The 20,354-nt window shown below is 67.0% G+C and carries 16 protein-coding genes; 10 read left to right on the plus strand and 6 right to left on the minus strand.

Translation table 11 applies throughout. The features are described 5' to 3' along the window. Positions 1 to 43: 43 nt before the first annotated feature. The 6 genes from AC3A4T_RS04635 to AC3A4T_RS04660 form a co-directional block, all read right to left on the minus strand. A complete protein-coding gene (locus tag AC3A4T_RS04635; protein ID WP_487674457.1) occupies positions 44 to 1,840 on the minus strand; it encodes a DUF885 domain-containing protein in 1,797 nt (598 codons plus the stop codon). Between the two features lie 281 nt (positions 1,841 to 2,121). Continuing rightward, positions 2,122 to 3,351 carry an ABC transporter permease gene (locus AC3A4T_RS04640; RefSeq protein WP_487674314.1) on the minus strand — a complete coding sequence of 410 codons (1,230 nt, stop codon included), beginning with the start codon at positions 3,349 to 3,351 and terminating at the stop codon, positions 2,122 to 2,124. Positions 3,352 to 3,359: 8 nt separating this feature from the next. Beyond that, positions 3,360 to 4,691: an ABC transporter permease gene (locus AC3A4T_RS04645; protein WP_487674315.1), complete on the minus strand. Its 1,332-nt coding sequence runs from the start codon at positions 4,689 to 4,691 to the stop codon at positions 3,360 to 3,362. Positions 4,692 to 4,701: 10 nt separating this feature from the next. Further along, positions 4,702 to 5,472: an ABC transporter ATP-binding protein gene (locus AC3A4T_RS04650; protein WP_487674316.1), complete on the minus strand. Its 771-nt coding sequence runs from the start codon at positions 5,470 to 5,472 to the stop codon at positions 4,702 to 4,704. A 228-nt stretch (positions 5,473 to 5,700) separates the two neighbouring features. Then, the gene (locus AC3A4T_RS04655; protein WP_487674317.1) at positions 5,701 to 5,943 is read right to left on the minus strand and encodes a hypothetical protein; all 243 of its coding nucleotides are present in this window, start codon (positions 5,941 to 5,943) and stop codon (positions 5,701 to 5,703) included. Positions 5,944 to 5,945: 2 nt separating this feature from the next. Beyond that, positions 5,946 to 7,229 (minus strand): efflux RND transporter periplasmic adaptor subunit, encoded by a 1,284-nt coding sequence (locus tag AC3A4T_RS04660; protein ID WP_487674318.1) that lies wholly within the window; start codon positions 7,227 to 7,229, stop codon positions 5,946 to 5,948. A gap of 188 nt (positions 7,230 to 7,417) precedes the next feature. Between AC3A4T_RS04660 and glmS the strand changes: the two genes are divergently transcribed. The 10 genes from glmS to AC3A4T_RS04710 all read left to right on the plus strand — a co-directional run bounded on the left by glmS (position 7,418) and on the right by AC3A4T_RS04710 (position 20,041). Further along, positions 7,418 to 9,250, plus strand: a complete 1,833-nt coding sequence (gene glmS / locus AC3A4T_RS04665; RefSeq protein ID WP_056116016.1) for a glutamine--fructose-6-phosphate transaminase (isomerizing) — start codon at positions 7,418 to 7,420, stop codon at positions 9,248 to 9,250. Positions 9,251 to 9,416: 166 nt separating this feature from the next. Then, entirely contained in the window at positions 9,417 to 9,854 is a 438-nt protein-coding gene (locus AC3A4T_RS04670) for a hypothetical protein (RefSeq protein ID WP_487674319.1), read from the plus strand. Between the two features lie 21 nt (positions 9,855 to 9,875). Then, positions 9,876 to 10,190 carry a hypothetical protein gene (locus AC3A4T_RS04675; RefSeq protein ID WP_487674320.1) on the plus strand — a complete coding sequence of 105 codons (315 nt, stop codon included), beginning with the start codon at positions 9,876 to 9,878 and terminating at the stop codon, positions 10,188 to 10,190. A 248-nt stretch (positions 10,191 to 10,438) separates the two neighbouring features. Continuing rightward, positions 10,439 to 11,599, plus strand: a complete 1,161-nt coding sequence (locus AC3A4T_RS04680) for a C1 family peptidase (RefSeq protein ID WP_487674321.1) — start codon at positions 10,439 to 10,441, stop codon at positions 11,597 to 11,599. A 45-nt stretch (positions 11,600 to 11,644) separates the two neighbouring features. Then, positions 11,645 to 11,962, plus strand: coding sequence for a hypothetical protein (locus AC3A4T_RS04685; RefSeq protein ID WP_036108894.1), 318 nt, complete (start codon positions 11,645 to 11,647; stop codon positions 11,960 to 11,962). A gap of 265 nt (positions 11,963 to 12,227) precedes the next feature. Continuing rightward, complete coding sequence (locus AC3A4T_RS04690) at positions 12,228 to 13,088, plus strand: NmrA family NAD(P)-binding protein (protein ID WP_487674322.1); 861 nt, start codon at positions 12,228 to 12,230, stop codon at positions 13,086 to 13,088. A 183-nt stretch (positions 13,089 to 13,271) separates the two neighbouring features. Next, positions 13,272 to 14,747 carry a S41 family peptidase gene (locus tag AC3A4T_RS04695; protein ID WP_487674323.1) on the plus strand — a complete coding sequence of 492 codons (1,476 nt, stop codon included), beginning with the start codon at positions 13,272 to 13,274 and terminating at the stop codon, positions 14,745 to 14,747. Between the two features lie 309 nt (positions 14,748 to 15,056). Beyond that, positions 15,057 to 17,528, plus strand: a complete 2,472-nt coding sequence (locus tag AC3A4T_RS04700) for a hypothetical protein (protein WP_487674324.1) — start codon at positions 15,057 to 15,059, stop codon at positions 17,526 to 17,528. Positions 17,529 to 17,531: 3 nt separating this feature from the next. Further along, on the plus strand, positions 17,532 to 19,346 hold the full coding sequence (locus tag AC3A4T_RS04705; protein ID WP_487674325.1) for a hypothetical protein: 1,815 nt from the start codon (positions 17,532 to 17,534) through the stop codon (positions 19,344 to 19,346). Then, positions 19,343 to 20,041 carry a hypothetical protein gene (locus tag AC3A4T_RS04710; RefSeq protein ID WP_487674326.1) on the plus strand — a complete coding sequence of 233 codons (699 nt, stop codon included), beginning with the start codon at positions 19,343 to 19,345 and terminating at the stop codon, positions 20,039 to 20,041. The genes AC3A4T_RS04705 and AC3A4T_RS04710 overlap by 4 nt, the downstream gene beginning before the upstream one ends. Positions 20,042 to 20,354: the final 313 nt, after the last annotated feature.

Consider the following 20,354-nt stretch of genomic DNA (forward strand, 5'->3'; position numbering starts at 1 on the left):
CGGCCCTCTTCCGCGGGGCGGGAGAGGGAGAGGAGCGTCGCGATTATTTTTTGCTGTCGAGCTGCGCCGGCACCGAGGCGATCCAGCGATCGATGCGCAGTTCCAGTTCCTTCAAGGGCAATGCGCCGCCGCCGAGGATCTGGTCGTGGAACGCGCGGATGTCGAACTGTTTGCCGAGTCTGGCTTCGGCGCGCGCGCGCAGTTCGCGGATCTTCAACTGGCCCATCTTGTAGGCCAGCGCCTGTCCGGGCCAGGCGATGTAGCGATCGGCTTCGGACTGGATGGTGGGTTCCTCCATGTCGGAGTGATCGCGCATCCACTGCACCATCTGCTCGCGGGTCCAGCGCTTGTGATGCACGCCGGTGTCGAGCACCAGGCGGTTGGCGCGGATCAGTTCCTCGGACAGGCGGCCGAAATCGCTGTACGGATCCTGGTAGAAACCGATCTCTTTGCCGAGTTCTTCCGAGTACAGCCCCCAGCCCTCCATGAACGCGGTTTGCCCGGTCAAGGTGCGGAACTTCGGCAGCGCCGGCAGATCGCGCGCGATCGACAGTTGCAGGTGATGGCCGGGCACGCCTTCGTGATAGGCGACCGCTTCGATCCGGGTCAGCAGGCGCTTTTCCGGTTCGCCGGTGTTGACCGTGATCAGGCCCGGGCGCTTGCCGTCCGGCGTGCCGGGCATGTACTGCGCGGCCGAGGCTTCCTTCTCGCGCCAGGCCTCGACTGACTGCACCTGCACTTGGGTGGTCGGCAACTTGCCGAACAGCTCGGGCAGGCGCTTGTCCATCTGCGCCAGATAGTCGCGGTACAACTGCAGGATCTGCTCGCGCGAGTTGGCGTGGCGTTTGGGATCGGCGGCGACCGCGCTGCGCATGGTCTTCAGGTCGGCGTAGCCCAGGCGCTTGGCGATTTCGGTCTGGGCCTTTTCGATCCGGGCGACTTCGCTCAGGCCGAGCTGATGGATCTGCTCGGGCGCCACATCCAGCGAGGTGAACTGCTCGATCGAGAAACGGTACAGCGCCTCGCCGTTGGGCACCGACCACACGCCGTATTCCTTGCGGCCCTTCGGCGCGTATTCCTTGCTGACGAACTCGGCCAGTTGGCGATAAGCCGGACGCACTTCGTCGTTGACCGCGGCGAGGATCTGCTTGCGCAAGCGCTCGCGCTCGGCCGCCGGCACGCTGTCGGGAAACTTCTTCAGTGAGGCGGCGAACACATTGTCCTCGCCGACGCTGTCGGCGATGCCGTTGCATTGCGCGGCCACTTTCTCCAGCAGGTACGAGGGCTGCATCAAGCCGTCCTTGGCGCCCTGGCGGGCCACTTCGGTGACCTGCCGCAGGATGCGCGGGATTTCGTGCAGACGCTTGAGGTAGTCGTCGTACTGCTGGGTGTCGTTGAACGGGAACGACTTGACCATGATGGTCAGGAACAGATGGGTGCCGTTGAACTGGTCCAGCGGCATTTCATGGAACTTGAGCGCATAGGCGCGCAGATCGGCCTCGAGCCACAGCAGCATCAGCCGGTGATTGAGCAGGTCGCTTTCGGCGAAGCCGCTAGTGTCGACGGCCTTGAAACGGGCGAGCAATTCCTTCGTGTCGCGGTTGTGCTTGGCCGCGCCGGCCAGCGAGAAATCGCCCCAGGCGGCGTTGTAGCGGTAGTCGCCGAAGAAGCTGGCCTGTTCGGGCTGCTCGCGCATCAGGCCTTCCCACTGCTCGTCGATCAGCGCGTTGAAGGCCTGCAGGCGCGCGGCGACGTCGCTGGCCTGCGCGGCGTCGGCGATGGCGGCGTCCGCGTCGGCGGCCGCGGCGGTTGGCGCGGCCTGCACGACCGGCAGCAGCATGGCGCCGAACAGCGCGGCCGACAGGACGGTCGACAGCGCCGTGCGCGGCAGCGAACGGCGCGGGGTGCGGTGCGGAGACGAAGGGCTCATGTGGGGACTCCGTGTGGTGTTGGGGCGAAACGCGGGCGTGTCGTCCCGATCCCGTCCGGCGCGAGGCCGGACGGAGCGTGAGGTATTGGATGGGGCGAGCGCGGCATCGGTGCCGCAGCTTGCCTGAGTCACCCCTCGCAGGCAGCTGACATTTGCGAGCGGCGAGGGGTGACGTTGGTAACGCGCGTCGCTCAGGCCGATCGCGTCGCCAGCGCTGGCGGCACCATCGCCGCGCGCTTGGCAGGGCCGTATACCGCCACCTGGCCCAGCGCCCACAGACACAGCGCGCCCAGGGGCAGATACAGGGCGGGCAGGCGCGGCAGCTCGTAATACTTCATCAAGGCCAGGTTGATCGCGAACGCCATCGCCATGCCGAGCACGATGCCGATGCTGGTCAGCAGGAAGTTCTCGGTCTGGAAGTAACGCAGGATCTGGCCGCGGGTCGCGCCCAATGCGCGGCGCACGCCGATCTGGCGGGTGCGTTGCTGCACCCAGAAACTGGCCAGGCCGATGATGCCGAGCGCGGTGACGATCAAAAGGGCGACGCACACCGCGCTGAGCAGCCAGATCATCGAGGTGTCGGTTTGATAGAACTTCTTGCTCATGGCTTCGAGCGTGTCGTTGCTCTCGCTCAATATCCGGCTCGGTCCATTCTTGATCAACGCCTCGCCGGCGGCCTTGATGACTTCGTCGCGCCGCTCCGGAGCGGTGCGAATGACATAGACGCCGAAGTTGTAGTCCACCTCCAGCGGAACGATGACCGAGTAGTCGGACGCGCCCGCTCCGAACAGCAGGTCGTTAGGGCGCAACAGGTGCTCGACCACCCCCACGACGCGGGTCGGTTTATCCCCCCAAATATAAAGGGGCTTTCCGACCGCCTGTTGTCCCGGGAACAATTTTTCGCCGAGCGCGCGGGTGATGATCGCCGAGGGCAAGTTCGCTTCGTAGCCGGGCGCATTCACCACGGCCCATGAAAGTATTTCGTCATCGGTGAATTCGCGACCCGCGATCAGCTTCAATCCCGACGATTTCATGAATTGAGAGGTCGCGTAGTAGGTGCTGGTGTTGGCGGTCGGAATTCTCTGGTCGGGATCGAGCCGCACCGAGGAGTTCCAGGCCGAGTCGCCATAAGGAATCTGATTGGTGATGGTGGCCGATATCACGCCCGGAATCGCCCGCAAGCTGGCCAGGTCCGATCGGGTCAGCGCCTGCGCGTCGCCGCTCTTGTTGATGCTGCGGATGGCGATGCGGACGATTTCCTGCTCCGCCAGTCCGCTGGGACGCTGCAGGCGGTCGATGCGGTTGCTGATCAGGAACACGGCGTTGCAGATGATCGCGCAGGTCAGCGCGACTTCGAACACGATCAGGGCGGCGGCGGTCTTGTGCCGGCGCAACGTGGTGAGGATGGGGCGGATGTCCATGCGTGGCCTCACTGGCTCTTGAGCTGGATGGCGGGCGTGACCTGACAGGCACGCCAGGCGGGCAACAGCCCGGCCAGTACGCTGGCGACGATGGCCAGGGCGAAGGTGGTGAACAGCATGGTCGGGTCCAGATGGGCCAGCGCGGCGTAGCTGACCGGTTGCTGGCGTACCGCCCACAGGCCGAGCTGGGCGAGCACCAGGCCCAGCAGACCGCCGGCCAGACCGATCGTGCCGGCCTCGACCAGGCACTGGGCGAAGATCGCGCGACGGGTCGCGCCGAGCGCGCGGCGCACGCCGATTTCGCCCGAGCGGCGCAGGAATTTGGCCAGCAGCAGGCCGACCGTGTTGAGCAGGCACACCAGCAGGAAGCCGAACGCCAGCCACACCTGCAGGCGCACGTCGCCGGGCACCGCGCGCTTGAAGTCCAGCCACTGCATCACGTTGTCGAGCTTGGGCGCGGTCGGGCGCTCGAAGCGGCCGGCGGCGCGCTGCTGGGCGCTGTAGTTCTCCAGGTACTGCTCGTACGCGGCGACTTTTTCCGGCGTGCCCAGTTCGACCCAGTACTGCAGCCAGGCGCACTTGGCGTTGACGCTGCGGTTGCCTTCGTCGTCGACGTTGTTATCGCCCCAGCAGTCGATACTGCCCTGCGGATTCATGCGGACATCGCGCGAGGTGGCGAACGGAACGAACAATTCCTCCGGTCCGCCGAAGCCGTTGTCGCCGCTGTTGAGGTCGTAGAAATTCGGCTGCGGGTGCCAGTCCTCGATCACGCCGACGACGCGGAACTCGGCCTGATCCAGCCAGATCGATTTACCCACGCTGTTGCCGCCGCCGAACAAACGATCGTTGAGCTTGGTGCCGATCACCGCCACCCGCGCGCGGCGCGCGTCGTCTTCGCGGCTCCAGGCCGAGCCGTGCTTGAACGGCACCTGGAACATCGGGAAGAAGTCGGCCGAGGTCAGGCGCGAGTTCTGACGAAACGGCGGCAGGTTATCGCGACGCGGCTCGATCGCGATGTTGCCCGCCGACATCATCGCCTGGCGGTCGCCGCGTGCTTCGCGCAACAGCGTCTCGGCATCGAGGCGGCTCATGTCGTCCTGCGGTTCGTCGCCGGGGGTGTAACCGTTCATCGCGCGCGCATCCAGGCGCGGGTGAAACACCTGATGGCTCTTGCCCGGCAGCGGATCGCCGGAGAGCACGTAGAACACGGTCAGGGTGGTCATCGCCGCGCCGATGCCGAGCGCGATGGCGAGCACCATCAGCGCGGTCAGCACGATGTTGCGCCTGAAGCTGCGCAAGGCGAGCTGGAAGTAATAAGCGAACTGGCTGTTGCCGGACATGGCCGCGACCTCAGGCGTGGGTGGTGTCGACGGCGCCGGCGGACGCCGCGTCGTCGGTCGCGCGGTCCATCGTGCTGCTCATCGGCGTGGGCGCGCGGATCAGGCTGGGTTCGGCGGTCAGGTCGGTGGCCATGCCGTCGACGATATGCACGTTGCGCTGCGCGCGCGCGGCCAGTTCCGGGTCGTGGGTGACCATGATGATGGTGGTGCCGGCGGCGTTGATCTCTTCCAGCAGTTCCATCACCCCGCGCGCCATCTGCGAGTCGAGGTTTCCGGTCGGTTCGTCGGCGAGCAGCAGGCGCGGGGTGCCGGCCAGGGCGCGCGCGATCGCCGCGCGCTGCTGCTGGCCGCCGGACAATTCGGCCGGGTAATGTTTCATGCGCGAGCCCAGGCCGACCTGGGTCAATGCCTGTTCGATGCGCTGCTTGCGCTCGGCCGCCGGCATGCGCCGGTAGCGCAGCGGCACGTCGCAGTTGTCGAACAGGTTGAGGTCAGGGATCAGGTTGAAGCTTTGGAAGATGAAGCCGATCTTCTGGTTGCGCAGGCGCGAGCGCGCATCGTCGGACAGGCCGCGCACGTCCTCGCCGTCGAGCCTGTACTCGCCGCCGGTGAAGGTTTCCAGCAGGCCGGCGATGTTGAGGAAGGTGGTCTTGCCCGAACCCGAAGGCCCGGTCACCGCGACGAATTCGCCGTCGCGCACATGCAGGTCCAGCGAGCGCAGCGCGTGGGTTTCGACGAGTTCGGTGCGGTAGACCTTGGTGACCTGGCGCATGTCGAGCATGAGGGTAGGTTCCTTGAACTTGTAGTAATGCGGGTAGTTGATGTTTCGGATTCGTTGGTGCGCTTTGCTTTTCGCTCGTCATTCCCGCGAAAGCGGGAATCCAGAGACTTTCGTGCGGGATTCGTAAAAGTCTCTGGATGTTCGGCTACGCCGAAGTAAAGCGGAGCCCGCTTTCGCGGGAATGACGAGCTAAAGCAGAAGCGGAGAGCGCATGCTGCGGGTCACCCCTCAACGCACCACGAACATAGGCAGCGCACACGCCGCCAGATAACGTTGGATCCGCGGCGCACGGCGCGTAACCGTTTCTGCATTGGCGCTGCGGGCGTTGCCAGCGTCGCGGACCTGATCGAAATCGATCAGCTGGTGCAGGCGCAGCGGCACCGCATCGGCCAGTTCCTGCGAGCTCCACTGCGGGTTGAAGGCGTCGTTGCGGTCGGTGCGGGTGTCGGTGCTGTGGTTGGCTGCGTTCATGATCATTCTCCAGAGATACGGACGGTTTCGGCGTTGGCGAACTGGTCGCTGCCGGAGACGACGATGCGATCTCCCGGCTGCAGACCTTCGAGGATTTCCACATTGCTCAGGCTGCTCACCCCGGTGCGGATCGCGCGTCGGGTGGCGATGCCGTTGACGACGACATAGGCGCTGGTGCCGCCGGACTGTTCCAGGAACGGGCCGCGCTCGACCATCAGCGCGTTGCGGCGGGTGTCGAGCACGATCCGCGCGCTCAGGCGCTGGCTCTGGCGCAGGCCCGGCGGCTGCTTGTCCTTGAAGCGCAGGCGGCTGACCACTTCGCCGTCGACGACTTCCGGCGACACCGCGGAAATCTGCGCGGCGAACGGCTGGCCGTTGCCGCTGGTGATCTGCGCCGGGATGCCGATGGCCAGGTCGCGGGCGAAGCTTTCGGGCACCTTGATCTCGACTTCGAACACGCCCAGGTCGACCACGCTGAGCACCGGATCGTTGATCGCCACGTTGGCGCGCTGGGCGACCTGGACTTGGCCGACCTGGCCGTCGAACGGCGCGCGCAAGGTCAGCGCTTCGACCTGACGCTGCGCTTCGGTCGCGATCGCGCGCTGGCGATCGGCGAGCAGGCGCTTGTTGCGGGTGTCCAGGTTGGCGCTGCGGTCCTGACGATCGATGTCGCCGCGCGCCTGGTTCAGGCCGATGTCGGCCTTCTTCAATTCGTCCTGCGCCTTGGCCACGTCGACCGCGGCCATCGCGCCGCCTTCGAAGGCGCGCTGATAGCGTTCCAGGTCGCGCTGCGCGGCGACGCGTTCGATCCGCGCCTGGTCGAGTTCCTTGCGCGCGGTGGAGCGCGCCAGTTCGCCGTCGAGTTCGGCGCGGCTGGCCTCGGCTTCCAGGCTGGCCAGGGTGGCCTGTTCCTGGGCGAGCTTGCTGCGCAGCTCGGGGCTGTCGATCTCGGCCAGCACCTGGCCCTTCTTGACCACGTCGCCGGCGACGACCTTCAGGTCGACCGAACCGCCGGCGATGGCGTACAGGATCGGGCTGTTGGCGGCGATCACCCGGCCGTCGGCGGCGATGTCGCGGACCAGATCGCCGCGGGTGACCTGGGCGATGCGCAGGCGGTCGGCGCCGATCGACTGGCTGCCCGCGCTCCAGCCCGACAGCAGCCACGCGCCCGCGCCCAGAGCGATCACGCCGGCGCCGGCGCCGAGCACCCAGCGCCGGCGATGACGGCCCTGCACGGTGGCGTCGGCGACGCGGTGGTCCTGGGCGGCGGTGTCGCGGATGCTCATGTCGGCTCGGCTCGGCAGTAGGTGCTTGCCTATACCCAAGCACAACCCGTGCCAACTTTAACTTATTGATTTATATGGGCGGACACCGCCGTCCGGGTGTCCGTCCGGACGGACAGGGTGTCCGCCGGACGTGCCGGTAACCATGCCCGGATAGAATTGGGGTTCCCCCCTGTAGGAGCAGCCCCAGCATGTGCGGAATCGTCGGAGCGATCGCGGATCGCGATGTGGTACCGGTCCTGATCGATGGCCTCAAGCGCCTGGAATATCGCGGCTACGACTCGGCCGGCATCGCCGTGTTCGACGGCGCGCAACTGCGCCGCGTGCGCCGCACCGGGCGGGTCAGCGAAATGGAGGGCGCCGCGCAGGCCGAAGGCTTCCGCGCACAGGTGGGCATCGGTCACACCCGCTGGGCCACCCACGGCGGCGTCACCGAGGCCAATGCGCATCCGCACATCAGCTTCGGCGAGTTGGCGGTGGTCCATAACGGCATCATCGAAAATCACGAAGAGCAGCGTGAACGCCTGCTCGCGGCCGGTTACGCGTTCGAATCGCAGACCGATACCGAAGTCATCGCCCACCTGATCCATCACCATCAAAAGCAGGGCCTGGATCTGCTGGCCGCGGTGCAGGCCGCGGTGCATGAACTGGTCGGCGCGTATGCGATCGCCGTGGTCAGCCGCAACGAACCCAACCGCCTGATCGCCGCGCGCATGGGCTGTCCGCTGTTGGTCGGCCTGGGCGAGGGCGAGAACTTCGTCGCCAGCGACGTGTCGGCGATCCTGCAGGCCACCCGCCGGGTGATCTTCCTGGAAGAAGGCGACACCGCCGAGGTCACCCGCGAGCAAGTGCGCGTGTTCGATCAGCACGGCAAGCCGATCAGCCGCGAGGTCCATGTGTCGGACGTGTCGCTGGCGTCGCTGGAGCTCGGCCCGTACCGCCACTTCATGCAGAAGGAAATCCACGAACAGCCGCGCGCGATCGCCGACACCATCGAAGCGGTGATGGACAACGGCGCGTTCTCGGCGTCGCTGTTCGGCGATCAGGCAGAATCGGTGTTCGCCGGAATCGAGGGCGTGCAGATCCTGGCCTGCGGCACCAGCTATTACGCCGGTCTGACCGCGCGTTACTGGATCGAGGCCATCGCCGGCCTGCCGTGTCAGGTCGAAATCGCCAGCGAATATCGCTACCGCGCCGCGGTCGCGAACCCGAAGCAGTTGATCGTGACGATTTCGCAGTCCGGCGAAACCCTCGACACGATGGAGGCATTGAAGTACGCCAAGTCGCTCGGTCACGACAAGACCCTGTCGATCTGCAACGTGCCCGAGAGCGCGATCCCGCGCGCGAGCCAGTTGGTTTACTACACCCGCGCCGGCGCCGAGATCGGCGTCGCCTCGACCAAGGCCTTCACCACCCAGCTGGTGGCGTTGTTCACCCTGACCGCGACCCTGGCCAAGCTGCACGGCAAGCTGTCGCCGGAAAAGGAAGCCGAGTTCATCGATGCGCTGCGCCATCTGCCCGGCAGCGTGCAGCACGCCTTGAACCTGGAACCGCAGATCATCGGCTGGGCCGATCGCTTCGCGCCCAAGCAGCACGCGCTGTTCCTCGGTCGCGGCGTGCATTACCCGATCGCGCTGGAAGGCGCGCTCAAGCTCAAGGAAATCTCCTACATCCACGCCGAAGCCTATCCGGCCGGCGAGCTCAAGCACGGCCCGCTGGCGCTGGTCGACGCGGCCATGCCGGTGGTGGTGATCGCGCCGAAGGACAGCTTGTTGGAGAAGGTCAAGTCGAACATCCAGGAAGTGCGCGCGCGCGGCGGCGAGATGTTCGTGTTCGCCGATCTCGACAGCCACTTCGGCGAATCCGAAGCGGTGCACGTGATCCGCACCCCGCGCCACGTCGGCGTGCTGTCGCCGGTGGTGCATGCGATCCCGGTGCAGTTGCTGGCGTACCACGCCGCGTTGGCGCGCGGCACCGATGTGGACAAGCCGCGCAATCTGGCCAAGGCGGTGACGGTGGAATGACGCGGCCGCGGGCGGCGGCTATCGGCGCTTCGAGCTGACCGATAGTGCGGCCAGCACCTCGGTGCGGGTGGGGGACCCGCACCGATGGCGTGTTCAATACGTCGGCTCGCCCATTGCGGGCTAAGCATGACACTCATGACGAAAGGGCTCTTCGGAGCCCTTTCGTTTGCGTATCGCCGCGGCAAGCGCACAGCGGCTTGCGAGCGCGGTTCTTGTTCCTCAGCGATCAGCCGGCGTAATAGCCCGGCTGATCGATATCGGCGAGCGGACCAGGGCCGTGCGGCGTCCAATCCAGCGCTTCGCGGGTGCAGGCGCTGGATACCGACATGTCCGCGCCGGCCATCATCGCGAACCCGCCGAAGTGTTCGCGATCGCGCGACTCGACTGGAGCGCCCAGGCGCCTGCCGATCGTTTCCGCGATCGCCTTGAAGGCGACGGCTTCATCGGTTCGCTGCATCAACACTTCCTCAACAAGGCCGCGATCTTGTTTCGCCTGCAATCGAACGAATGGAAGCAGACCGCCGATAGGGTGCGGCTGATCTTCGAGGACGCCGCGCACGCGCCGCTCGCGCGATTGCGCGCGTTGGTGCCCGCCTTCATCTGATCGCAGTGCGACGAGGCGCGGATGCGCGCCGCGCTCAACGATGCCGCGCCGTTGTATCGCGACGCCCTCAAGCGCAAGCTCGCCGGCGATCCGATCAGCTCGAAGCTCGGCACGGTCGGCAAGCAGCTCTCGGCCACCGCGCCGACGGCCGCGCAAATCAAGGTTCACTTGGACGCGATGGCGGAGATGTTCTGTGCGTACATCGAAAGGATCGCGCGCGACCGAGGTTTCGATCGGCCGCTCCGGCCGCTGCCCAGCCATCGATTGTTCCTGTCGCAACCGGCCGCAACCGGCCTCATAGGTGACGCACATCGCGGATTGGGTTGGCTGCGGTGAGCGCGGCGGTTTTTGCCGGGTGGTTTCTGCAAAAATCCCGGCATCGGCCGATGCACGGCGATTGCATGGCGATTGCGCGCCGCGATCACGGCCCCGGCGAACGCACGGCGAGATGGTCCCTCTTCTTTCGTATATCGGCGTGTGCGATCGCGCCGGCCGAAACTGCATCGTCCGTCATCGCCGCCGCGCGCGTTCGCGTCGCTGGCGCCATCGCCTGTTCGTTCGAGTCGCCAAGGAAGGAGTACGAAATGGAATTTGAATCGGCCCTGCAGCGGTCGCGTACCTACACCGGCGTGCTCGCCGCGTTGCAGGAGCAGGGCATCGACGGGCGCAGCCTGGCGACCCTGGAGCAGGCCGGCGCGCGCGATACCGGGCTCGTACTCAGCTTGCTGCGCGATTTTCCCGGGCTGGCGGCGAACGGCCTGGTCGATGCGCCGCGGGTCAGCTTCGCCCTCAGTCGTTCGTTCGGCGGCGCGTATACGCGCATGAACGCCGCGCTGGCGGCGATCGAACTGGAGCCGCGACGCGACGACAGCCGCTTCCGGCGCGGCGCGCGGCCGCCGGCGAATTCGCCGTGGCAGATCGGCCACGCGGTGCCGCTCGACAGCGACGCCACCGCGACGCCGGACGCCGCGTATCCGCGTGTCGGTCAGACCGCGTCGCTGGATGTGCGCGCCGGCCTGCCGTGGCCGGTGCGTTATCAGGGCAATCGCGGCACCTGCGTCGCGTTCGCGGTGGCGGCTCTGGTCGAACTGGAACGCTGCCGGCGCGGCGAGCGCATCGATCTGTCCGAGCAGTTCCTGTACTGGGCGATCAAGACCCACGGCAACGACGGCCTGCCGGACCAGGACGGCACCTGGCTGCAATTCGCGCTGGCGGTGCTGGCCTCGCACGGCATTGCCGAGGAAGCGTTGTGGGAATACGAGCAGCGGCTCGACCCGGACAACATCAGCCACGGCGGTCCCGACCGGCCGTCCGCGGCGGTGCTGCACGATGCGCTGACCCGCGCGGTCGATGCCGGCGTGCATGTCGACGCGCCGGTCGCCGCGGCTGTCCCGGTCCTCGACCTGTTGCGGCAGGGACGCGCGGTGGCGGTCAGCCTGCCGGTGTTCGTCGATCCGATGGGCCGCGGCCGCAGCAACTGGGATGCCGCGATCGCGGTGAATCTGGGGCAGGTGCTGGACCCGCCGCCGACCGCGGTCATGGACGGCGCGCACGCGGTCTGCCTGACCGGGTTCGCGGCCGATCCGGACGAGCCGGCCGGCGGCTATTTCATTCTGCGCAACAGCTGGTCCGAGCGCTGGGGCGCCAACCTGCCCGCGCCTGGGGTCCACGGACCGGAGCCGGGTTACGGCCAGGTTTCGGCGAGCTATGTCGACCGCTATCTGTTGGAGTACGCTGCGCTCTAGAAGCCGGTTCAGCTTGTCATCCGCCTCGGAGGTAGGATAGGCCGCATGAAAATCGTCAGCGACAGCCTGCTGCACACCACCTCCGACGACCTTGGCGTCAAGGTCGTCGACGAGGTGTTGCACGCGCCTCCGGAGCTGGTCCGGCTGTTGAACCGCATCGGCATCAAGGACGCGGCCTATCTCCCCTCGGTGGTCGAAGACATGCCCAGCCTGTTCGTGCAGGAGCTCGGCATCAGCCGCGGCAGCCTGCGTTCGATTCAGGAAGCCTTGTCGGATCAACTCGAACAACTCACCGGGCCGATCCGCAACGATTTCGTGATGCCGCCGCTCGGGGCGATGATTCACCGGGCGAAGAAAGTCTAGACGCGACCCGCTTCGAACTGGCGCGCTCGGATAACCAGCTCGGATTACACGTTCGCATAACCGCTTCGGCTGACGTGCTCGCGCGCTTCGAATCATCCCTCTTCGAATCAGCTTTCACTGTCGTCGCTCCCGCACGATGCGCTGCATCGATCGCGAATGCAGCTGAGTATTCGCTGCACGACCCTACATTCCCTTCACGCGAGTATTGCCCGACGCTTACGCACGTCCGGCTAGGCTGCGCCATCACCCGTGATGGAGAGCCACGATGCACATCATCCTCGGCGGCACCGGACATGTCGGCTCGGCCTTGGCCGAGACGCTGCTCGAACGTGGCGAAGCGGTCACGGTGGTGTCGCGCAACACGTCGACGCGCCAGGCCTGGGAGCGCAAGGGCGCGCGGTTCGCGGTCGTCGACGTGCAAGACGTCGAGGCACTGCGTCGAGTGCTGCAGCGCGGCCGACGTCTGTTCCTGCTCAACCCGCCGGCCGATCCGTCCACCGACACCGATGCGGTCGAGAAAGCCAACCTGCGCGCGATCCTCGCCGCGATCGAAGGCTCGGGCCTGGAGAAGATCGTCGCCGAATCCACCTATGGCGCGCAGGACCGCGACCGCAGCGGCGACCTCGGCATCCTGTACGCCATGGAACAGGCCTTGCGCGCCCAGCCGATTGCTTTCAGCGTCATTCGCGCCGCGTACTACATGAGCAATTGGGATGCCTCGCTGCGGAGCGCGCGCGAACACGGCAAGGTGCTCAGCTTCTATCCGGCCGACTTCACCCTGCCAATGGTGGCGCCGCGCGACCTGGGCCGCGTCGCGGCCGATCTGATCACCGAGCCGGCCGCGAACATCGGCATGCATCACGTCGAAGGCCCGCGGCCGTATTCGCCCACCGATGTGGCCGACGCGTTCGCGCGGGCGCTGGGTCGCGAGGTCGAAGTCGACGTGGTGCCGCGCGCGCAATGGGTGGCCGCGTATCGAAAACTCGGTTTTTCCGAGGCGGCGGCGAAGTCGTATGCCGACATGACCGCAGTAACGCTGGATGAGGATTATCCGATTCCGGGCGAGCCGGTTCGCGGCGAGATCACCTTGGCCGCTTATATCCAGGACTTGGTGGATAAAAGCTGAGCCGCCGACACGGCCCATCGGTGATCGCGTGCAACCTCGACGCGATAGTCGCGTAGTTGCGTCGGCGATGAGCACGCGCCGTCGGCAGAACGGCACCGCCGTGTATCAGCTGCCGTGTATTCGCTCGGTCGTGTCGGCGATGTACGATTCGGCCGCATGGAACGAATCGGATTCGGAGCGGATATGCGGCTGCATTTGATGGTCGGAATATTGTGGGCGACGGGGTGCGCGTTCGCGCCGGCCGAGGCGGCCGAATCCGTTGCCGCGAATCAGGGAAGTTCCGTTCCAGCCGCGCAAACTCAGGCGGCCACGAAGGCCCTGGCCGCGACGACATCAACGGTTTGGAAAATCTACAGCGCCAGCGGTGCTTATCAGGGGCAGGGCGAGGGCGATCCCGCCGATGCGAAGGGCGCGAGCGTGCGCTTGATCGGGCCGACGCAGGCCAAGGCCGGCGAATTCGGCAGCGCTTCGACCGGTATCGATGCCGCGGCGTTGCGCGGGCATCGGCTGCGGCTGTCGGCGCGGTTGACGGTAGACGCCGCACCCAAGGGTGCCGCGCTGTGGATTCGCGCCAACGGCGCCGACAAGAAAATGCTGGTGCTTTTCAACTCGCAGCGCGATCCGGTCGCGGGTGAACACGCATCGGCCACGCGCGAACTGTTGCTGGATGTGCCCGATGCGGCCGAACAGGTGTTGGTCGGGATGCTACTGCTCGAAAGCGGGCACGCGGCCGCGACCGACCTGCGTCTGATCGACGAGGGCCGCAGTGTCAGTGCGCAGGACGTGTTCGATGTCGCGAACGAGGCGATCAAAGCCCGCGCACTGCATCGCGACCGCATCGACTGGGGCAAGACCGATACGCAACTGCGCGCGCGTCTTGCAACCGGCGGCAGTGCGTCCGCGGCCTATCCGCTGCTGCGCGAACTGATCGGCCGGCTCGGCGACGGCCACAGTTTCCTGATGCCGCCGCAGACCACGCGCGACAACGCCGGCACGGCGAAGAAAACCTTCGAGCCGGTGATCAAGCCGCTCGCGGGCGCGATCGGCTATGTGGCGGTGCCGGGATTCTCCGGTGGCGACGACGCCAGTCGCAATGCGTTCGCGCGCGGGATCGTCGAAGGCATCGCCGCGCTCGCGCCGAGCGTGTCCGCGGGCTGGATCGTCGATCTGCGCGGCAACAGCGGCGGCACGATGTGGCCGATGTTGGCCGGCCTGCGGCCGTTGCTGGGCGCGGGCGAGATCGGCGGCAATGTGTCGGGGCCCGGTCAGTCGCCGCGGCCCTGGCGGCTGGAGACCATCATGCCGAAGGCGGCGGCGTGGCCGCAGCCGGATTTGAGCGCGGCCAGGGTCGCGGTATTGATCGGGCCGGGCACCAGCAGTTCCGGCGAAGCGGTGGCGATCGCGTTCAGCGGCCGCGCCCGCGCGCGTTCGTTCGGTCAGCCCAGCGAGGGACGCTCGACGTCCAACGAAACCATCGCATTGCCCGATGGCGGCACCCTGCTGCTGACCACGGCGGTGTTCGCCGATCGCAACGGCAAGGCGTTCGGCGGCAAGGTCTTGCCGGATGTGGTGGTGCCGGCCGGCGACGGCGACGGGTCCGATCCGGTGCTCGCGGCGGCGCAGGCATGGTTGGTCGAAGGCAAGTCGCGAGCGCGCTGATTCCGCAGTGATCCTGGCTTGATCCCGCACTGATCCGCGACCGAACCCGTCGCCTGCGACGGGGCGATCGGCGCTGAAAGCGAGTCGGCCCTTGCCGCCGAATACTCGCGCCCTCGATTAAGGCCCGGCGCTCGCCGCGAGCCGGTGAGCAAAAACGTTTCATTCCTGAAATGTCCTGCCCCGCGTTGCACGCTCGTTTACTCGGGGGTGATCGGCGCGGACAGCGCATCGATCGACATCAAGGACCGGACCGGGCGCTGCTGCGTTCGGCCGAACAGCGCGCCGCGCTGAACTTTCAAGGAGAAACGCATGCCGCTGGGTCGACTGCTCAATATCAATCAGGTCCTCGCCGGTATCCGTCCGGCGCCGGCCGCGCAGCCGATCAAGCTGCCCGGCGGGATCGTGGTGCCGGCGCCGGTCGCGCCGGCCGTGGTCGTCGCACCGCCGGTCGCGCCGCCGCCAGCCGCTGCGCCGCCTGTCGCCGCGCCCGCGCCGGCCGTGCGCGTAGCGCCGCCGTTCATTCCCGGCGCGGTGCGGGTCAATCCGGCGATCCTGCGCGCGCAACCGGCGATCGTCGCGCAACTGGAAGGCCGCACCCTGCGCCCGCGCTTGAACGATTTGCGTCCGGATCTGTTTCCGATCAAGAGCGGCGGCGGCTTCGGCCGCGGCGAATCGCAGCACCCGATCAGCCCGACCCAGACGCCGGACGATCGTTGCCTGTATGAAAGTCCGAACAACCCGCAGCAACGTTATTGGCTGCCGCGCTATCGCCTGCGCAACGCCAACGGTCGCTACGAAGTCACCGTCGCCGAAGGCCAGAACGGCCTGTGGGCGGTGAGCCTGGGCCTGGAAACCTATCCCGCGCCGGAGATCGCCGACGCCGCGCGCACCGCGCAGATGCTCGAGGTCACCCGCGGCGCATCGGTGACCTACCGCGTGCCCGGCACCGCGATCGAACAACGCCTGCCCGCCGGCGAAGTGCAAAAGGACGCGACCGGCTGCGTGGTGATGCTGCAGCTGAGCCTGGCCGATCGCGACGGCCTGCTGCGCGCGTTCATGAGCAACGACGCGCAATGCAAGCTGGTGCTGTCGCGCGGCTTCACCGTCGCGGTGCCGTTGCCGGCGGGTACTTCGCCCGACGTACCCAAGCGTCAGCTGATGATGGTCAAGGGCCAGATGAAGCTGGCGCGTGCGCCGCTGGAAAGCGCGCAGCTGATGTCGCACGCGGCGGTGGTCGATGCAAGCATGGTGGCGAAGCCGGCGGTGACGCTCGATCCGGGTATCACCGCCAAGATGACGGCATCGATCGCGCCGATGCGCGCGGTCGGGGTCAAGCCGCCGGTGTCGCGCATTCCGATTTCGACGATCAAGGCGCGTCGCTTCGACGGCACCCCGATCATCGCCCAGCCCGAGCCGATGCCCGACGACGTGCCGCCGCCGCCCGCGCCGGAAACGCGTTACGAAATCTCCAATCAGGTGCAGGACTGGGCGGTCGCGTTGTTCTTCGAGCCGCAGCTGCATCCGTATCTGTATCCGGCCGGCAGCGCCAACGGCCCGCAGGCCAGCCGTTGGGTCGTGCACGCGCTGCGCTATCCGGCCGGCAGCGGCCGCAGCCACGCCTATTTTCAGGACTTGAACGATCCGGCGCGGATCTTCTACCTGCCCGATGCGTTCAAGCTGGCGCGTCGCAGCGAAGCGCCGCATGCGCCCTCGCTGGTGTTCCAGGTCGATCAGGGCGACAACGCCGAACAGGTGATGGTCGACCTGACCTGCGAAGTGCGTCCGGTCACCGACGGCGAGCGCCTGCTCGCCGCGCGCCGCGAATTGGCCGACAAAGTGCCGGCGAGCGCGGCCAATCCCAATCGCGAATTCGAACTGCGACTGCTGCGGGCCAAGTCGAGCCTGCAGATGGCGGTGCTGCGCAACGGCGCGGTGCGTTCGGAAACCGTGGCCGCGACGATCGACTGGGACAACGGCTTCACCGTCAACGAGCGCTTCGAATTCAAGGATTTTCAGGACGTGTTCGGCGTGCTGATGGCCGCGTCCAATTCCAACCTGCTGCAGGGCAGCGTGGTGGTGACCACCGGCATCAACGAGAACGTGATGGTGCCGGTGAAGCTCAACTTCGCCGACATGGAAGGCGAGTTGTTCCAGTCGATCGAGACGCCCGATCCTCAGACCGGCGCGGTCGCGGTCAAGCTGCTCAATGCGACCGAGAGCAAGCTGCGCATCACCCAGTTGCCGACCTGGATCACCCGCGGCGAAGGCTTGGTGGTCGGCCGCATCGACGGCCTGGACCTGAGCCAGCCGGTCGAGGTCGAACCCGAACAAAGCCTGCAATTCACCGTGCAGCCCACCGATACCTTGAGCGGCAACGCGCCGGCCGATGCGATCTTCAACACCGCCTCGGTGCGCAGCATCCCCGACGGCGAGGCGATCCTCAAATACACCCTGGACGACACCATCGATCAGGAAACCTTCCGCGCCGTCACCGTGATGACCGCGCCGGAAGTGCTGGAAAACATCGCCACCGGTTCCTCCGGCGGTCCGATCCTCAACATCATCGTCGAGTTCCGCGGCAACCGCCGGGTGGTGCTGGGCGAGAACAACCAGAGCGTCGATATCGAAGTGCCGGTGCCGCTGATGGACATCCTGTTGCGCAAGGACAGCGAAGGCTTCTACGAATACCGTCAGACGGTGGTGTACAAGTCCGGCCAGAAAGCGCCGACGACGCCGTGGCGCCGCGACGATGCGGGCGTGCTGTTCGTGACCGCGGTCTGAGCCATGTCCTTTTCCGGCCATCCCGATTGGCGCGCGCCGATGCAGATCGGCGAACGCGTCGCCTATGCCGCTTACGATCAGCCCGGCGTGTTCGCGCTGCCGCCGACTCAGTTGTCGGCGCAGACGCTCGACGAAACTCCGCCGCTGCGCCTGGACATTTTCCAGCAGGATCGCGGCAGCGCCGGACTGGAGCGTTACTCGATCCTGTCGCTGGCGTTCGCCGCGCAGTTCGGCCTCGACGCCGCGCGTCAGGCCGCGTTCGACGCCGCGCAGAACGTGAGTCTGGCGCCGCTGCCGGTCGAAGGCGGCTGGCTGCGTTTGAACGCGGTGCAGGCTTTGGACTTGCCGGCATCGCTCGGCGAACTGCTGCCGCTGGACGCGGCCAGCCTGGGCTCGATGGGCCTGGCGTTGCGCATGGACAGCGCGGCGACCGATCTGTTCGTCGCCGCGCTGCAGCGCGGCCTGCTCGCAATCGGCGCGCAGGCCTGGCTGCGCGTGCGCGGCGTCGCCGATCGACTGCCGCTGACGATGAGCTTCGATCCGGCCGCGCTGCTGGTGGCGATCAAGTCGCTCGGCAACGGCGCGACCACGATCGATCACGCGTTGCTGCGGGAGCGGTTAATCGACGCACCGCAGACCCTGGGCCTCGGTCTGGCGGCGAGCTCCGGCGACATCCTCAAGCAACCGCTCGCCGACGCAGTGCTCGATCGCATCATCGCGCGCTTCGCAACCCCGCAACCGTCCGCGGCCGATGCGCCGAGCGGCGTGCGCCTGGTGTTCGACGAAGCGTCGATGCGCACCGGCACGGTACAGTGGAATCTCGCCGAACCGCTGCTGACGCCGCGTTTGTTCGTGATCGAGGCCGATCCGCTCGGCCCGCTGCGCAGCCTGCCCGGCGGCGAACTGCACGACAGCGTGGTGCGCCGTCACGACGTGCGCGCGCTGGCCAGCGGCTGGCGCTCGGTGACGGTGCGGCCGAACCTGCCGCAGCGGCGCATCGGCGTGGTCTCGACCCAGGTCGAACTGCAACTGCCGGCCAAGCCGCCGGCGCGCATGTTCACGATCAAGACCAGCACGCCGCTGGCCGCGTCGGATCGTCCGATCACGGTCGATCTGCGCCTGAGCCCGAAGGAAGCGCTGAGCTATCAATGGCAGACCACCGCGGTCGTGCTCAGTGACGGCCGCGCAGAATCGATCAAGGGGCCGGTGCGCAAATCCGATCGCGAGCATCTGCTAATCGAAGCCGAGGATTTCGGCCTGCGTTTCGTGCCGATCGAAGCCGAACCGGCGTTCCTGGCCCAGGCCGACGTCGAGGTCGAATGCGTGGGCACGCGCAAGGGCCGGGCCTGGTCGGTGCGCGGCATGCTCGACGATGTGTCGCCGAGCTTGGCGTTCGCGATTCCGGCCGATGTGCAGGATGCGCAACTGCGCGCGAGCGCGCGTTCGCGTCAGGACGGCCGCAGCTGCGCGATGGCGCCGATCGACGCCGACAGCCTGCGCCTGGACGCTTTCAGTTTCGAAGGCGCCGGTTCGCGCGAACTCGAAGCGGTCTGCGAGTTCGACGACGCCGCAACGCAGGTTCTGATCGAAATCGCGCCGGAAGACGCCACCGAGCAGCCGGCACGACGCCGTCTGCTGAAATTCACCCGCAACACGCCGCGCGCGCATTGGACCTGGCTTGCGCTGTCGCCGTTCCGCTCCGGCTATCGCTGGCGCTGGACCGCGCAGTCGCCCTGGTCGGACGTGCTGCAACCCGATACGCCGCTGCGACTGCGCAGCAGCGACGCCTCAAGGACGAACAACGGAGCAGGGACATGAGCTCGAGCGAAAACACCACCGCCGACAGCGGCGACAGTTACGAAAACCTGCGCGGCGTGCTGGTCGCGCCGGGCGACCAGGCGACGACCTGGTACTACCGCGCCGCCGCGCCGGCGCTGGCGACCGACGCCAACGGCCGCGTCCAGTTCAACTTGATCAATGCCGGGCCGATGACGATGTTCGCCTGCACCGGCATGTGGGGCGTGGCGACCGCGACCTTGGACGCGGTGCGCGCCGATCTGGCCGCGCGCGCCGGCGTGGCGGTGGCGCAGTTGAACCTGTTGCCGGCGCCGGTCGAGGTCGGCGAAGTCAGCCTGATGCTCGGCGACGGGCAGGGCGCGTATGTGCAACTGGGCAAGACCCGTTCGTCGGGCGCGCCGCCGTACCACGCCGCGTTCAACATCATGCTCGATGCCGATCAGGCCGCGCGCGTGCGCAAGGCCTTGAGCGGTGAGCGCGGCTGGTTGGAGTTGCGCTACGCGATCACCGCCGCCGCGCCGACCCGGCATACCGCGAGTACGACGACAACCGACGCGATCGATGTCGACGTGTCCTTGCGCGCCGACGGCGAGCAGGCCGATGTCGGTTTGAGCCTGCGCAGCCAGGTCAGCAGCCATGCCGAACGCGGCCAGCAACAACAGCAAACACAACACGTATCGGCGGATGCCGCGGACTGGGGATTGCCCAAGCCATGAACGTCCGATCTTGATCGTGTCGCGACCGGTGGCGAGCTGAGCGAACGCCGCCACCGGCCGCGCTGCGAATCGTAACGGCGCGATCTTGCGCCAGCGGCGCTTGCCGCGCGATGCAACGCAAACGCTCGCGACCGGTGAATCGGTCGCGACGGTAGCCGTCTCTTCGGCAACGACGATGCGGGTCTCTCGCAGGCCCGCAGCGGGCGGGTATTGCCTTGTGGTTTTGTTGGAAAACAGCTGAAAAATAGCACTTTTAACCTGTCCGGTACGAAGCGGTGGTGGCGTTCTAAAGATTCGAACCGCACAACGTTCG

The organism is Lysobacter sp. Soil_N_51, assembly GCF_057655755.1.

Coding starts and splice junctions, on each gene's coding strand:
- AC3A4T_RS04635 (WP_487674457.1), bottom strand. CDS start 1,840: ATGCTGCTGCCGGTCGTGCAGGCCGCGCCAACCGCCGCGGCCGCCGAC.
- AC3A4T_RS04640 (WP_487674314.1), bottom strand. CDS start 3,351: ATGGACATCCGCCCCATCCTCACCACGTTGCGCCGGCACAAGACCGCC.
- AC3A4T_RS04645 (WP_487674315.1), bottom strand. CDS start 4,691: ATGTCCGGCAACAGCCAGTTCGCTTATTACTTCCAGCTCGCCTTGCGC.
- AC3A4T_RS04650 (WP_487674316.1), bottom strand. CDS start 5,472: ATGCTCGACATGCGCCAGGTCACCAAGGTCTACCGCACCGAACTCGTC.
- AC3A4T_RS04655 (WP_487674317.1), bottom strand. CDS start 5,943: ATGAACGCAGCCAACCACAGCACCGACACCCGCACCGACCGCAACGAC.
- AC3A4T_RS04660 (WP_487674318.1), bottom strand. CDS start 7,229: ATGAGCATCCGCGACACCGCCGCCCAGGACCACCGCGTCGCCGACGCC.
- glmS (WP_056116016.1), top strand. CDS start 7,418: ATGTGCGGAATCGTCGGAGCGATCGCGGATCGCGATGTGGTACCGGTC.
- AC3A4T_RS04675 (WP_487674320.1), top strand. CDS start 9,876: ATGCGCGCCGCGCTCAACGATGCCGCGCCGTTGTATCGCGACGCCCTC.
- AC3A4T_RS04680 (WP_487674321.1), top strand. CDS start 10,439: ATGGAATTTGAATCGGCCCTGCAGCGGTCGCGTACCTACACCGGCGTG.
- AC3A4T_RS04685 (WP_036108894.1), top strand. CDS start 11,645: ATGAAAATCGTCAGCGACAGCCTGCTGCACACCACCTCCGACGACCTT.
- AC3A4T_RS04690 (WP_487674322.1), top strand. CDS start 12,228: ATGCACATCATCCTCGGCGGCACCGGACATGTCGGCTCGGCCTTGGCC.
- AC3A4T_RS04695 (WP_487674323.1), top strand. CDS start 13,272: ATGCGGCTGCATTTGATGGTCGGAATATTGTGGGCGACGGGGTGCGCG.
- AC3A4T_RS04700 (WP_487674324.1), top strand. CDS start 15,057: ATGCCGCTGGGTCGACTGCTCAATATCAATCAGGTCCTCGCCGGTATC.
- AC3A4T_RS04705 (WP_487674325.1), top strand. CDS start 17,532: ATGTCCTTTTCCGGCCATCCCGATTGGCGCGCGCCGATGCAGATCGGC.
- AC3A4T_RS04710 (WP_487674326.1), top strand. CDS start 19,343: ATGAGCTCGAGCGAAAACACCACCGCCGACAGCGGCGACAGTTACGAA.